Here is a 13992-nt window from a genome sequence, read left to right as displayed (position 1 = left end):
GAAGTGATGCCGAAAACTATGCGCCGGTATCGTCGCCACCGCTGCGCTTTTTCTTTTCTTCGTCGGTGCGCTTTTCGTCGGGGTACTGGCGCTTGTACTTGGTTGCCAGGCGAATCAATTCCACCGGATCTTCGGAGAAGTAGTCGCCGTCTATCTTGCCCAGACTGTCGCCTTCGAAATAGAGGACGAGGTCCTTGGTATCCATGCGGCCGTTGCCGCGACGAAACGTGGAGATGTAGTCCCAGCGGCTCTGTTGGAATGGATTGATCACCGACGGGCTGCCCATCGTCAGCATCACCTGGCGCTTGCTCATGCCGGGTTTGAGCGACTCGACCTGAGCCTTACTGAACAAGTTGCCTTGCTGGATATCGAGCTGATAGATCGGATTGCAGGCACCGAGCGCGAACGCAATCGCGGCCAGCACGAGCGCGCGTGGCCAGTGGAAAAGGATTCGGTTCGTGCGGGCCTGGGTCATCTGCATGCGAGTCGGAACGGATCGGGAACTCGGCGATGATACACTAGCCGCCGGCTCCAGCGGACGCGCGCGCCGCGTTCGGCATTCAGGTGGTACTCATATGGAAACTCAAGATCTGCGCAAGGCCGGGCTCAAAGTGACCCATCCGCGCATGCGCATCCTCGAAATTCTCGAAGCCTCGGACGGCAAGCATCTCACCGCCGAAGACATCTATCGTCAGTTGCTCGAGCATGATGACGAGATCGGCCTCGCCACGGTCTATCGCGTGCTGACCCAATTCGAGGCCGCAGGCCTTGTCGCCAAGCACAATTTCGAGGGCGGCCAGGCGGTCTATGAGATCGAGCGCGGCAAGCACCACGACCACATGGTCGATCTCGACAGCGGCAAGGTCGTCGAATTCGTCAGCGAAGACATCGAGCGCCTGCAGCGCGAAATCGCCGACAAGCACGGCTACGTGATCGAGGAACACAGTCTCGTGCTGTACGTACGGCCGAAAAAGACGGCGAGGCGCTCGTAGCGGCGCACAGGCGTCGCATCGTCACCGGTCTGCGCTTTCCAGCATCTGCTTGGCGTGCGCCAGTGTCTGGCGCGTGATCTCCACGCCGCCGAGCATGCGCGCGATTTCGTCGCGACGCGCCTTCGCGTCCAGCGCTTCGATCTGGGTCTGCGTGCTCGCGCCGTCGCTGGACTTGGCCACGCGCAGGTGCTGATGGCCCTGCGCGGCGACCTGCGCCAGGTGGGTGACGCAGAGCACCTGGCGGCGCGCGCCGAGCCGGCGCAGTTTCTGACCGACCACTTCGGCGACGGCGCCGCCGATGCCGGAATCGACTTCGTCGAACACCATCGTTGCGATCGCGTCGGCGCTGGCGTCGTCGCTGCCGAGCGCGGCGACTTCGATCGCGAGGCTGATGCGCGATAGCTCGCCGCCTGAAGCGACGCGACGCAACGCGCGCGCCGGCTGGCCCGGGTTGGCACTGACCAGGAATTCGACGCGTTCCAGACCTTGAGCATCCGGCGCCGCTTTTTCCGACGGCTCGATTTCGACTTCGAAACGCCCGCCGGCCATGCCCAGCTCGTCCATCAGTCCGCTGACCTTGTTGCCCAGGGTTGTTGCCGCTGCGGCGCGCGCCGCGGACAACTTCGCCGCGGCCGCACGGTAGTCGCGCTCGACGTCGCCGCGTTCGCGCTCGAGTTTGATCAGTGCCGCGCCCGCGCCTTGCAAGGTTTCCAGCTCGTCGCGCAGCGTTTGCGCGTGGTTTTTCAGCTCGACGACGGGCATGCGGTGTTTGCGCCCGAGCTCGTGCAGCTTCGCGATCTGCGCCTCGGCTTCGGCGAGCTTTTCCGGGTCGAGGTCGAGTGCGTCGCGGTAGCGTGCGAGCGCGTTGTTCGCTTCGTCGAGCTGGACGCCGGCGGTATCGAGCAGGTCGCCCGTCGCCGCGAGCTCGGGATCGGCCTGGGCCAAACGGGCGATTTCGGTCCGTGCGCGATGGACTAGGCGCAGTAGGCTGTACTCGCCTTCGCCGTCGAGCAGTTCGGCGAGCGCGCTCGTGCCCTGGATCAGATTTCCGGCATTGGCCAGGCGCTTGTACGTCTCGTTGAGCGAGTCAATCTCGGCAGGCTCAAGCGCATGGCGCTCGAGTTCCTCGACCTGGTGCGAGAGCAGTGCGATGCGCTCGGAATGGTCATGATCGCCCTGCAGCTCGCGCATGCGCGCGTCGATCGCGCGCCAGCGCGCGGCCAATGCGGCGACCGGCGGCAACAGCGCGGCGTGGTCGCCGAACGCATCGAGCAGGGCGAGCTGACTGGTCTTGTCGAGCAGCGCCTGATGTTCGTGCTGGCCGTGGATTTCGATGAGTTTTTCCGCCAGCGTCTGCATTTGCGCGAGCGTCGCCGGGCGGCCGTTGATCCAAGCGCGTGAAGCGCCTTCGGCGCGGATCACGCGGCGCAGCTGGCAGCCATCGCCGTCGTCGAATTCCTCTTCCGCGAGCCATTGTTTCGCCGCCGGCGCGTCGGTCAGGTCGAAGTCGGCAATCAGTTCCGCGCGTTCGCTGCCGTGACGTACGACGCCCGAGTCGGCCCGTTGCCCTGCCAACAGCAATAAACAATCGACCATCAACGACTTGCCCGCGCCGGTTTCACCGGTGACCACGGTCAGACCCGGCTCGAAGCCGATTTCGGCTTCGCCGACGATGGCGAAATCCTTGACGAACAGCGCTTGCAGCATGGAAGACGAGGTGGACAATCGGCGCGCGCACGCTATCACGCGAAACCGACCCAGCCAAGACCGGTGCAACTACTTGAACGAGGCCGCGGAAAATCCATATTGACCATGACGGTTTCCGTTGCTAGCGTCACCACACTGTTTCGCAAGTCCGCCTATGTCCGCTCATTTCGGCCACCAACTCGATCCGCGCGCGCGCCAGTTGCTGCGTGCGCTGATTGCGCAGTACATTGCCGACGGGCAACCGGTCGGCTCGCGTACGCTGGCGAAGAATTCGGGCCTCGACGTGAGCCCGGCGACGATCCGCAATGTGATGGCTGACCTTGAAGAGCTCGGTTTGCTTGCTGCGCCGCATACCTCGGCCGGGCGCGTGCCGACCGCGCAGGGCTATCGCATGTTCGTCGACAGCCTGCTCGAACTGAAGCCGCTCGACGAACCCCAGATCGACGCGCTGCGCCGCGAACTGCCGACTCAGGCGCCCACCCAGGACTTGCTCAACGGCGTGTCGTCGCTGCTTTCGGAAGTCACCCATTTCGTCGGCGTCGTCACCGTGCCTAAGCGCGAGGAGTTCCCGTTCCGCCACATCGATTTCGTCGCGATCGGCGGCAATCGCGTGCTTGTCATCCTCGTCTTCGCCGACAACGAAGTGCAGAACCGCGTGGTCACTACCCAGCACGTTTACTCGCCGAGCGAACTGGAGCAGGTGTCGAATTTCCTCAACGCGAACTACGCCGGCCTGCGCATGAGCGAGATCCGCGAGCGGCTCAAGCGCGAGATGCGCGAGACCAGCGCGCGCCTGCATCAGCTCATGGTTGCGGCAGCCGACGTCGCCCAGCAGGGGTTCCCGGATCAGACCAACGCCGACATGCTGATCAAGGGCCAGGTCAATCTGATGGGCGCGCAGGTCGCGGCCGACATGGACAGCCTGCGCGAACTGTTCGAGGCGTTCCAGCGCAAGCGCGATCTGCTGAACTTGCTGGAAAACTGCTCGCGCGCCGAAGGCGTGCGCTTGTTCATCGGCGAAGAATCCGGGTTCAATCCGCTCGGTGCCTACAGCCTCGTGACCGCGCCGTATGGCGTCGACGGTCGCATACTCGGCGTGCTCGGCGTCATCGGGCCGACGCGCATGGCCTACCAACGCGTGATCCCGGTGGTGCAGGCAACGGCACAGATTTTGTCCGGGGCGCTGGCTGCGGCCTCTTGAACCACGCGCGCCTGCCCTCATAAATCGCCTGGGGTAAAATGATTGGATCGCCCTGCGGCTCCTGCCGCAGGCGAGGCATTGCCCGGAACTACGTCGCGAATCTCTTCGCGAACTTCCGCCGGCAGGAACAAACCATCGGATTGTGGAGCGCTTGTGAGCACCGAGAATACCAATTCCGGGAAACCGGAAAACACCGCGGCGGACGTCACCGCCGATGCCGCGCAGGGAGGCGACGAGCTGAACAAGCTCGTCAACGAATACGAAACCAAGCTCGGCGAGATGCGCGACCTGCTGCTGCGCGAGCGCGCCGAAATCGAGAACCAGCGCAAGCGTCTGCAGCGCGACCTCGACCAGGCGCGCAGATTCGCCAACGAGCGCGTGCTGAGCGACCTGCTGCCGGTGTGCGATAGCCTCGAGCGCGGTTTGGCCGTACAGACGGCCGATGCCGGCAGCCTGCGCGAGGGCATGGAACTGACTTTGAAGGCGCTGCTCAAGGTTGCCGAAGGCAACGGCCTGAAACCGATCGACCCGGTCGGCCAGCCGTTCAATCCCGAACAGCACCAGGCGGTCAGCATGGTCGAGGCGCCGGGGACGAAGCCGGACACCGTCGTCGCCGTGATCCAGAAGGGTTACGTGCTGAACGAACGCCTGTTGCGCCCCGCGCTGGTGACCGTTTCCAAGGCGTCATGAGACTTGAATTGAGTCGCGCATAGCCACATTTTCGCTGTCAGCCGCGGCATTGCGCCGCAAAAAATTTTTGGGAGAAGCTCATATGGGTAAAATCATCGGTATCGACCTCGGCACGACCAACTCGTGCGTGGCCGTCATGGAAGGCACGACGGCACGCGTCATCGAGAATTCCGAAGGCGACCGCACTACGCCGTCGATCGTCGCCTACAAGGACAATGAGATCCTCGTCGGCGCCACCGCCAAGCGCCAGGCGGTGACCAACCCTAAGAACACCTTCTACGCGGTGAAGCGTCTGATCGGGCGCAAGTTCACCGATGCCGAGGTGCAGAAGGACATCGGTCTCGTGCCGTACAAGATCCTTGCGCACGACAACGGTGATGCCTGGGTGGCGACCGCCGGTGGCAGGCAGATGGCGCCGCCGGAAATCTCCGCGCAAGTGTTGATCAAGATGAAGAAGACCGCGGAGGATTTCCTCGGCGAGCCGGTCACCGAGGCTGTCATCACCGTGCCCGCGTACTTCAACGACTCACAGCGCCAGGCAACCAAGGATGCCGGCCGCATCGCGGGCCTCGACGTCAAGCGCATCATCAACGAGCCGACCGCGGCCGCGCTGGCCTACGGCATCGACAAGCAGGGTGGCGATCGCAAGGTTGCGGTCTACGATCTCGGCGGCGGCACGTTCGACGTCTCGGTCATCGAGATCGCGAATGTCGACGGCGAAAAGCAGTTCGAAGTGCTGGCGACGAACGGCGACACGTTCCTCGGTGGCGAGGATTTCGACAAGCGCCTGATCGACTATCTGGTCGAGGAGTTCAAGAAGGAATCCGGTGTCGATCTCAAGAACGATTCGCTTGCCCTGCAGCGCCTCAAGGACGCTGCCGAGCGTGCGAAGATCGAGTTGTCGAGCGCGCACCAGACCGATGTCAACCTGCCGTACATCACGGCGGACGCGTCGGGTCCGAAGCATCTCAACATCAAGCTGACGCGCGCCAAGCTCGAAGCGCTCGTCGCCGACCTGATCGAAAAGACCATTGCGCCGTGCCGCACCGCGATTGCCGATGCGGGCTTGAAGGTGTCGGACATCAGCGAGGTCATCCTCGTTGGCGGCCAGACGCGCATGCCCAAGGTCCAGGAAGCGGTGAAGAACTTCTTCGGTAAGGAGCCGCGCAAGGACGTCAACCCGGATGAGGCCGTCGCCGTGGGCGCGGCGATCCAGGGCGGCGTGCTCGGCGGCTCGGTCAAGGACGTGCTGCTGCTCGACGTCACACCGCTGTCGCTCGGCATCGAGACGGCCGGCGGCGTGATGACCAAGCTGATCGAGAAGAACACGACCATTCCGACCAAGGCGCAGCAGACGTTCTCGACCGCCGAGGACAACCAGACCGCGGTGACCGTGCACGTGCTGCAAGGCGAGCGCGAGCGCGCCAGCGCGAACAAGTCACTCGGCAAGTTCGACCTGCAGGGCATCCAGCAGGCGCCGCGCGGCATGCCGCAGATCGAAGTCGCGTTCGACATCGACGCGAACGGCATCCTGCACGTCTCGGCCAAGGACAAGAACACGGGCAAGGAGCAGCGCATCGAGATCAAGGGTTCCTCGGGTCTGTCCGAGGACGAGATCAAGCGCATGGTCAGCGACGCCGAAGCGAACAAGGAAGAGGACCGCAAGTTCCACGAGCTCGTCGGCGTGCGCAACAAGGCCGATCAACTCGTCCACGCCACGCGCGCGGCGATCAAGGAGCACGGCGGAAAGGTCGACGGCGCCCAGATCGGTACGATCGAAACCGCGCTGTCCGACCTCGAGAAGGTGATGAAGGGCGAGGACAAGGATGCGATCGAGTCGCGCATCAGCGCGCTCGAAGCGGCGTCGCAGTCGCTGGCAGCGGCTGCCGCTGCGGCAGGTCAAGGCGGTCCGGCGGGCGATGCTGGCGCGCAGGCCAGCGCAGGATCGGCGCCGAAGGACGATGTCGTCGACGCCGAATTCACCGAAGTCAAAGACAAGAAGTAACCTGGCGGCAGTCCTTGGCCGACATGCGGTGCATGGAGCCTCGCGTCACAGCGAGGCTCCATTGTTTTGATGGAGGGTGCATGAGCGAAGTGCCGAGTCTGTATGATTGGGCCGGAGGGGCGCCGGCGCTCGAACGGCTGACCGAAGTTTTCTATCGGAAAGTCGCAGCGGATTCACTGCTGCAGCCGGTGTTTGCGCACATGGACGCACGGCATCCGCAGCATGTTGCGAAATTCATCGCTGAAGTGTTCGGCGGGCCGGCCGCGTATTCGATCGAACGCGGCGGCCATTCGCACATGATCCGGCAGCATCTCAAGCGCCATTTGAGCGAACCGATGCGCCGCCAGTGGGTGAATCTGCTGCTCGATGCGGCAGATGAAGCGGGGTTGCCGGCGGATCCCGAGTTCCGCTCGGCTTTCCTGGCCTACATCGAATGGGGCACACGGCTCGCGCTGATCAATTCGCAGCCCGGTGTCGAGGTCGAGGCCGAGCAATCGATGCCGAAATGGGGTTGGGGCGAGGCCAAGGGGCCGTATACCGGTTAGTGTTTGTACGAGGTCAGGGAATGGAAAAGGGGAGACTTGAAGCATTCACCGACGGCGTGATCGCCGTGATCATCACGATCATGGTGCTCGAGTTGAAGCCGCCGCACGAGGCGACCTGGCAGGCGCTGCTCGGCAACTGGCCGGTATTCCTGAGCTACGCGCTGAGCTTCGTTTACGTTGGCATCTACTGGAACAACCATCACCATCTGATGCATCTGGTCGAGCGCATCAACGGCAAGGTGATGTGGGCGAACCTGCACCTGCTGTTCTGGCTGTCGCTGTTTCCTTTCACTACCGCCTGGCTGAACGAGGCGCACGGCGAGCATGGCCAATTCCCGGCGGCGTTGCCGACCGCGATCTACGGAGTCGTGCTGTTGATGACGGCGCTATCATGGATTCCGCTCTCGCGTTTCCTCATCCAATGCAACGGCGGACCAGGCTGCCCGCTGGCGCTTGCGCTGCAGAGCGGCTGGAAGGAAATGGTCTCTCCGATTCTTTATCTCATCGCCATTGTGCTGGCGAATTTTGTTCCCATTGTGTCCTGTGTGCTGTACGCGGTCGTCGCGGCGATCTGGTTCATCCCGGACCGACGCATCGAAAACCACGTGATGGCGAACAAGTGATCAGGTTTTTAATCACATGACCAAGCGTTGCTATTACGAAGTCCTTTCCGTCGAACGCACCGCGAGCGAGGGCGAACTGAAAACCGCCTTTCGTCGCTTGGCGATGAAATACCACCCCGACCGCAATCCAGGCGACAAGGATTGCGAGGCGCATTTCAAGGAAGCGAAAGAAGCCTACGACGTGCTCGGCGACGCGCAGAAGCGCGCCATGTACGATCGCCACGGCCATGCCGCGTTCGAGCAAGGTGGGGGCAGCAATGGCGGCTTCCACGCCGACGTCGGCGACATCTTCGGCGACATCTTCTCCGACATCTTTGGCGGCGGGCGCGGCAATCGCCAGCGGCGTGGATCCGACCTGCGCTACATGCTTGACCTCGATCTCGAGGAGGCCGTATTCGGTGTCGAAAGGACGATCGACGTGCCGACGCTCGTCGCGTGCGACAAGTGCGAAGGTTCGGGGTCGGCGGACGGCAAGCTTTCCAGTTGCGCGACTTGCCAAGGTCATGGCCGCGTGCGCATGCAAAACGGCATTTTTTCGATCCAGCAGACTTGTCCGCACTGCGGCGGCAGTGGCAAAGCGATCGCCAATCCATGCAAGACCTGCCGCGGCGAAGGCCGCGTGCGCCGCGAGAAGCGTCTGGAAGTGAAGATTCCGGCCGGCGTCGATAGCGGTGACCGTATCCGTCTCACTGGCGAAGGCGAAGCCGGCCCGACCGGCGCGCCCGCAGGCGACCTCTACGTCGAGGTGCAGGTACGCGAACATGCAATCTTCCAGCGCCAGCAGGACGATCTCTATTGCGAAGTACCGATTCGCTTCTCCCAGGCGGCGCTCGGCGCGGAACTCGAGGTGCCGACACTGGGCGGCGAGGCATCGATCAAGATTCCCGCGGAAACCCAGACCGGCAAGCTGTTCAAGCTGCGCGGCAAGGGCGTGCGCAATGTGCGCAGCGGTCACGTCGGCGACTTGCTCTGCCGGGTCGTCATCGAAACGCCGGTCAAGCTCAGCAGGCAGCAGCGCGAGTTGCTGCAGCAGTTCGAAGAGAGCTTCGGCGATGACCACTCCGCGCACACACCGCGCGCGTCGTCATGGCTGGACAGCGTCAAGCAGTTCTGGGATCGCGTGACGACCTGATCCGCGCCCCTTCTCCGCGATGGAGCAAGGCAGCTAAGATGGCGGCATGAACGATCTCGTCAACGTCGTCGTCTATGGCGCCGCCGGCCGCATGGGTCAGGCGGTCATCCGTGGCGTACTCGAATCGAAGCAGGCTCGTCTGGCGACTGCCCTGGTGCGGCCCGGCTCGGGTCTGGCCGACGAGCCGCTCGACCGCGTATTCGGCGCGCTTCCGCGCGACGTCGATTTCGCCACCTCGCTCGATCCCGACATGCCCTGCGATGTGCTCGTCGATTTCAGCGGACCGGTCGCGTTCGACGGGGCGCTGGCCCTGGCCGTGCAGCGCGGTGCCGCGTTCGTCAGCGGCACGACGAACCTGCGCGACGTGCAGTACGCTGCGCTCGACAACGCGGCGAAGACCATTCCGGTGTTGTGGGCGTCGAACTTCAGCCTCGGTGTCGCCATGCTCGCGCGCATGGCGCGTCGCGCTGCGGCAGCGCTGCCCGACTGGGATTGCGAGATCGTCGAGCTACATCACAACCGCAAGCAGGATGCGCCTTCGGGCACGGCGTTGACGCTCGGCGCCGCGGTTGCCGAAGGCCGCCGGATCGCACTCGAAGACCACGCACGCTACGAGCGCCACGGCCAGGTCGGCGCGCGCCCGCCGGGCGAGATCGGCTTCGCCGCGCTGCGTGCCGGCGATGTCGCCGGCGAGCACACCATCATCTTCGCCAGCCAAGGCGAGCGCATCGAGCTGACGCATCGCGCGACCGACCGCGACATCTTCGCCAGCGGTGCGCTCGCCGCGGCGATCTGGCTGGCGCGGCGCGAACCCGGGCGCTATAGCATCGACGACGTGCTCGCGCCGCAGGAGTGAGAATCGCGCGCCGGCATCGACGCCGGCGCGCTGTCCGTTGCGGATGAAACTCAGTTCAGCGCCGGGTTGTTCTCGGCGAAGTACTCGTGGCTGTCGGCATTCATCACCGCCTGCGCGACGTTGGTCAGGGCCAGATTGTGCGCTGCGGTCTGGCCGTAGGCGTAGTCGTCGGTGCCGGCGACGACGGTGAAGTGGCTGCTCTCGTGGATAAGCGTACCGGCGCGCGAGTCGGTACCGGTGTTGGGTGCGCTCCAGAATGCGCCGCAAAGATGCACGGTGTACGGCTGGTCGGGGTAGACGAAGGCATAGGTGCGCTTCTGCTTGCAGCCGCAGTCGAACGTGTAGGGCTGCGTCGACAGGGCACTGACCAGGTTGTTGTAGTGGCTCGTGATCAGCGCATAGTTGCTGCTCGTGTAGGCGCCGAACCACCATGTGTAGCGACTACCCGCGGCGCCCGCGGCGAGATAGCTCTTGGCATTGTTCGCGTAGACGACGGCGGAATCGCGCGCCGGCACGATCTGCGTCTGCTGGGTGTTCGTGCACTTGACGTAACTGTTGCTCGCAGCGGCGGCGGCGAGGACGCTCGTGCCTGCCGGCAGGCGGCTTTGCAACGATTGTGCTTCGCCACGTGCGCCGACCGGCCCGATCGCGTTGATGCTGCGCGCACCCGCATCGACCCAGATCGTCACCGATTGCGTCTCGACCGGCCGAGCGATTTTCGCGCCGCTTTTCTGCACCGCACTGGCTTCGAGGATCAGCTCACCGCCATGCGGTGCATAGCTCACCGCGTAGGCGCCGCCGTTGCGCAAGTCATAGTAGGCGCTCAGGTCGACGTCGACCGCGCGTGACTGGCCCGGCTTCAGTTCGAAATAGTCTTCCTCGGTGGGTTCGCCGCGCTTGACCATGGCGCCAATGTAGGGCGCGCACGCCGTTCTGTTCGACGCGGAACAGGTTCGCGGTCATCTCATCGCCGAGTGGCGTGCCCCAGCTGAGGATGTGGATGCTCTCGTTGCCCTGGTTCTCGATGCGGAAATGCAGCTTGCCGCTGCCGACGTCCGCCGCCGATATTTCCCCCGCGTCCTGCAATTGCGCGACGACACCCTGAGCCGCCGCCGCGGTCACTCCCCCGAATCCCATCGCCAACATCATCAACTTCACAGCAAAGTTTCGCATTGCCTTGATCCTTATGGAAATGTTGATGTGATATGCCCACGATTGGGTTACGCCCGACCGGGTCGGTCGGCGCCATTTGATGGCAGCATGATTCCCACGCAGCAACGGAACTGCGACCCCAAGCACGACCGAACCCAAGCGTTGAGCACACTCCCCAGTGTTCGCGGCAGCGAATGCCGCGAACCACCATAGTCGATGCGGAAGTTGCCGCGCAAGCGACTGTGCGGCGTATCGTCGGCGCGCTACAGCTTGACGATCTACTCGCGCGCCGGCGCCTTGAAGCGGACGGAGCTGGCTACGGTGCTTCAGGCTTCGGCGCGGCGAGCGGCAAAACCAGCCGGCTCGGGTGCCGGCTGTCGTGTAACAGTTTGACGTGCGCGATGCGTGCATCGGCGATGCTCTCGTAGCCGACGCGCCCGCCGGTATTGTAGTTCTTCTGGTAATTCGGCGAATTCAGCGGTGCAATCACTACGCGCAGGCGCGCCCCGGCCGGGATGCGGCGGCTGGTCCAGTAGAACTCGAACGGCAGCGTGACGATCTGATCGGGCTTCAACAGTTGCTGTTTGAATGGGCCGTCGCGGAAGCGCGCGCGACGGATGTCTTCGCCGAGCCGCACGGCGGAACCGTCGGGCAGCATCATCATCACCTGCGCCCACAGGTCGAAATCAGGTGTATCCGATTGCACCTGCAGTTCCAATTTCATGTGTCCGGTGATTTCGACGGGCTTGTCGAGGGGCGCGGAATGGAACACGACGGCGCGCCTCTGCAATGCGCGGAACTGGCTCGTGAGGTTTTCGTCCGCCGTGTAATCGGCAACGTCGAGCTCGGACAGTTCGTGCGGATCGGAAACGACGATGGCGGCCGGCTGCTCGCCGGGCGCTTCGCGCGTCAGGGAACCGGAACGGAACACGCTTTCCGGCGTGCCTTCCGGAGCGGAAAGGAAGAATTCCATGCTGCCGCCGGTGGCCGCATCCAGCGACGATGCATGGCGCCATTCGTTTGCGCCAAGCATGAAGTATGTGACCCTGTCGCTCAGGAGTGCAGGACGCGCGCCGCGGCCGAGCACCCAGTCGTACCAATCGGCGTGCAGCTTGTCCATGTCGAGCACGGCTGAGTCCGAAATGGACAGGCCGTTGATCATCTTTTCCGGCCGCTGCGTGCCGCCGTGGTCCCAGGGGCCGATGACGAGCAGGCTTTTCTCGAGCGCGCTCGCAGGCGCGTGCGCGAGGTAACCCCGGTAGTAGCGCAGCGCCCCCGGTTGGTCGTCGTCGAAAAAGCCAGTCGCGGCGAGGATCGGAAATTTCATCGCCGCGTAGTCCTGCGCAGTCGGCGCGGCGGCGAGATTGAACGCCTCGTCGCCGACGTGGTCGAGCCAGGCCTTCATGAACGATTTCTTCTTGCCGCCGTCGTCCATCCACCAGTCGTCCTGGGCGACACCGATTGCCTCGTCGAGCGTCGCGAACGAACCGTAGGCCGCGTAGTGCTCCAGCATCTTGCCTTGCCAATACGGTGCGTTGGCGATGAAGCCGGCGTTGAGTCCACGGCCGGCCGTATAGCCCAGGATCACCGCCGACCACGATTGCGGAATGCCGTTCGTGTTCGGCACGTCCCAGCCCGGATAAATCGGCGCAAAAGGTGCGATGCCGGCGAGGTGCGGCGGATGCTGCGCAGCTGTGCGCCACTGCGTCATGCCGACAAACGAGCCGCCGTACATGAACACCTGGCCGTTGCACCACGGCTGCCGCGCTATCCATTCGACCAGATCGTGGCCGTCGCGGCCGACCTGCAGGCCGAGGCTGTCGTTCTTGTCGCCGCCGGAGCGGCCGCGGCCGCGCGTTTCGGCCTGCACGAACACGTAGCCGCGCGCGGCCAGTGCGGTCGCTTCGTGGCGCCGCGAACCGTCGATGTCGTACTGGGTCAGCTCGAGGACGGCCGGCGCCTTGGCGGCGAGCGGCGAGGGCTTGGTGATCCAGGCTTCGAGCGCCACGCCGTCGCGCATCGGGATCATGCGGCTCATTTCGATGGCGTAGGCGGGGCCGATGTGTGCGGCCGTGGCGGCGGCGTTCGATCCGGGCTGGGCAACGGCGATGGAGGCCGCGAGCAGGCTTGCGAACACTATCGCGCCGATGCGGATCATAGATTCAATCCTTGTGCGCGGCGTTCTTGTCGCGCCCCGCGCCGAATTTCCTGTCGAGCGAGCCGAACAGTTTCTTGAACACGCGCGACAGTTTGCCGCGCTGGGTCTTGCGCAGCTTCTCGTCCTCGCTGGTCAGCCAGGCGATCTGGATCACGCGGCGTTCGCCCTCGTGTGGTAGATGCCCGTGGAAAGAATTGTCGGCGCGGCGAAATACGACGAAATTGCCGTAGACCGGTTTGATTTCGGGCGCGGCAAGGTCGTCGATGTCGTCGATGCGGTTGAGGAAGCGCAGGCAGCCTTCGCTTATGTCCGGCCACGAGGGCGCAAGATAGAGCAACGCGGTGGCGATTTTCGATTTGCTGTCGGTGTGGATCGTGCCGTGGCGCTTGTTCAGATAACGACACAGCGTGATCAGCGTCGGATACTGGCCAAGGTTGTCGATGCCGAGACGCGCGCCGACGGCGCTGGCAACCCCGGGGTCGGTTAGCGCGTGGATCAACGCGTTGACGCTCGGACCGCAGTCTTTCTCTTCGTATGGAAAGAAGCCGGCGCTGGAATACTTCGGGAAATCCCGATCGAGCTCGGATGCCGCTGTCTGCGGCAATTGGTCGCGAGCCACGAGGAAGTGAAACGGCGCCTCGCGCACCAGCGTGTCGGCGCGGTCCAGGTGCGCCGGGTCGAACAGCGCGGGCGATGCAAGGGCGGCAGGCGCGGCGGACATGGAAGAACCCGTTTGCGGATTTCACAATTCTAGCGCCATCGGAGTAAAGATTCGCCCGCAAAGCCCTCTTTTGCGATGGACACGGAACCCCTCGCGCCGTATCATTCGTACTCGCCCGCAACCCCAGCCCACGGTCCCGAGTTTCTCAGGTCCGCGGGTAACGCTGCATCTGCAGGTTGCGTTTTGTCAGTCACATATTTAGGCGACGCA

The 13992-nt window shown here is 63.9% G+C and carries 14 protein-coding genes and 1 pseudogene; 9 read left to right on the top strand and 6 right to left on the bottom strand.

Annotated elements, in window-relative coordinates:
* Nucleotides 1–16: 16 nt before the first annotated feature.
* Nucleotides 17–481, bottom strand: a complete 465-nt coding sequence (locus F455_RS0117720; protein WP_018974660.1) for an outer membrane protein assembly factor BamE — start codon at nucleotides 479–481, stop codon at nucleotides 17–19.
* Between the two features lie 94 nt (nucleotides 482–575).
* On the opposite strand from F455_RS0117720, the gene fur reads away from it, so the two are divergent.
* Nucleotides 576–992 (top strand): ferric iron uptake transcriptional regulator, encoded by a 417-nt coding sequence (gene fur, locus F455_RS0117715; RefSeq protein ID WP_018974659.1) that lies wholly within the window; start codon nucleotides 576–578, stop codon nucleotides 990–992.
* Between the two features lie 21 nt (nucleotides 993–1013).
* On the opposite strand, the gene recN is transcribed toward fur, so the two are convergent.
* Complete coding sequence (recN, locus tag F455_RS0117710) at nucleotides 1014–2699, bottom strand: DNA repair protein RecN (RefSeq protein WP_018974658.1); 1686 nt, start codon at nucleotides 2697–2699, stop codon at nucleotides 1014–1016.
* A 154-nt stretch (nucleotides 2700–2853) separates the two neighbouring features.
* Between recN and hrcA the strand changes: the two genes are divergently transcribed.
* The 7 genes from hrcA (at nucleotide 2854) to dapB (ending at nucleotide 9751) form a co-directional block, all read left to right on the top strand.
* The gene (gene hrcA / locus F455_RS0117705) at nucleotides 2854–3900 is read left to right on the top strand and encodes a heat-inducible transcriptional repressor HrcA (protein ID WP_018974657.1); all 1047 of its coding nucleotides are present in this window, start codon (nucleotides 2854–2856) and stop codon (nucleotides 3898–3900) included.
* Nucleotides 3901–4053: 153 nt separating this feature from the next.
* Nucleotides 4054–4590, top strand: coding sequence for a nucleotide exchange factor GrpE (gene grpE / locus F455_RS0117700; protein WP_018974656.1), 537 nt, complete (start codon nucleotides 4054–4056; stop codon nucleotides 4588–4590).
* Nucleotides 4591–4672: 82 nt separating this feature from the next.
* Nucleotides 4673–6595, top strand: coding sequence for a molecular chaperone DnaK (gene dnaK, locus F455_RS0117695; protein WP_018974655.1), 1923 nt, complete (start codon nucleotides 4673–4675; stop codon nucleotides 6593–6595).
* Between the two features lie 80 nt (nucleotides 6596–6675).
* Nucleotides 6676–7140 carry a group II truncated hemoglobin gene (locus tag F455_RS0117690; protein WP_018974654.1) on the top strand — a complete coding sequence of 155 codons (465 nt, stop codon included), beginning with the start codon at nucleotides 6676–6678 and terminating at the stop codon, nucleotides 7138–7140.
* 20 nt (nucleotides 7141–7160) lie between these two features.
* A complete protein-coding gene (locus F455_RS0117685) occupies nucleotides 7161–7763 on the top strand; it encodes a TMEM175 family protein (protein ID WP_018974653.1) in 603 nt (200 codons plus the stop codon).
* A 16-nt stretch (nucleotides 7764–7779) separates the two neighbouring features.
* On the top strand, nucleotides 7780–8895 hold the full coding sequence (gene dnaJ / locus F455_RS0117680) for a molecular chaperone DnaJ (protein ID WP_018974652.1): 1116 nt from the start codon (nucleotides 7780–7782) through the stop codon (nucleotides 8893–8895).
* A 46-nt stretch (nucleotides 8896–8941) separates the two neighbouring features.
* Nucleotides 8942–9751 carry a 4-hydroxy-tetrahydrodipicolinate reductase gene (dapB, locus tag F455_RS0117675; protein ID WP_018974651.1) on the top strand — a complete coding sequence of 270 codons (810 nt, stop codon included), beginning with the start codon at nucleotides 8942–8944 and terminating at the stop codon, nucleotides 9749–9751.
* A 50-nt stretch (nucleotides 9752–9801) separates the two neighbouring features.
* On the opposite strand, the gene F455_RS21645 is transcribed toward dapB, so the two are convergent.
* The 3 genes from F455_RS21645 to F455_RS0117665 all read right to left on the bottom strand — a co-directional run bounded on the left by F455_RS21645 (nucleotide 9802) and on the right by F455_RS0117665 (nucleotide 13061).
* Nucleotides 9802–10656, bottom strand: coding sequence for a M35 family metalloendopeptidase (locus tag F455_RS21645; RefSeq protein ID WP_018974650.1), 855 nt, complete (start codon nucleotides 10654–10656; stop codon nucleotides 9802–9804).
* Nucleotides 10562–10924, bottom strand: a complete 363-nt coding sequence (locus F455_RS23145; RefSeq protein ID WP_169337373.1) for a hypothetical protein — start codon at nucleotides 10922–10924, stop codon at nucleotides 10562–10564. Before F455_RS23145 ends, F455_RS21645 begins: the two co-directional genes overlap by 95 nt.
* A 295-nt stretch (nucleotides 10925–11219) precedes the next feature.
* Nucleotides 11220–13061, bottom strand: a complete 1842-nt coding sequence (locus F455_RS0117665) for a CocE/NonD family hydrolase (protein WP_018974649.1) — start codon at nucleotides 13059–13061, stop codon at nucleotides 11220–11222.
* Between the two features lie 11 nt (nucleotides 13062–13072).
* On the opposite strand from F455_RS0117665, the gene F455_RS23690 reads away from it, so the two are divergent.
* Nucleotides 13073–13291, top strand: a complete 219-nt coding sequence (locus F455_RS23690; RefSeq protein WP_425413751.1) for a hypothetical protein — start codon at nucleotides 13073–13075, stop codon at nucleotides 13289–13291.
* Here F455_RS23690 and F455_RS0117660 read toward each other — a convergent pair.
* Nucleotides 13207–13782 (bottom strand): annotated as a pseudogene (locus F455_RS0117660) (2OG-Fe(II) oxygenase); the annotation flags it as partial. The gene F455_RS23690 and the pseudogene F455_RS0117660 overlap by 85 nt on opposite strands.
* Between the last annotated feature and the right edge of the window lie 210 nt (nucleotides 13783–13992).

Source organism: Rudaea cellulosilytica DSM 22992, from assembly GCF_000378125.1.
GTDB classification, from domain to species: Bacteria; Pseudomonadota; Gammaproteobacteria; order Xanthomonadales; family Rhodanobacteraceae; genus Rudaea; species Rudaea cellulosilytica.
The sequence above is the reverse complement of the archived record's forward strand: the minus strand, read 5'-3'. Positions and strand labels throughout refer to the sequence as shown.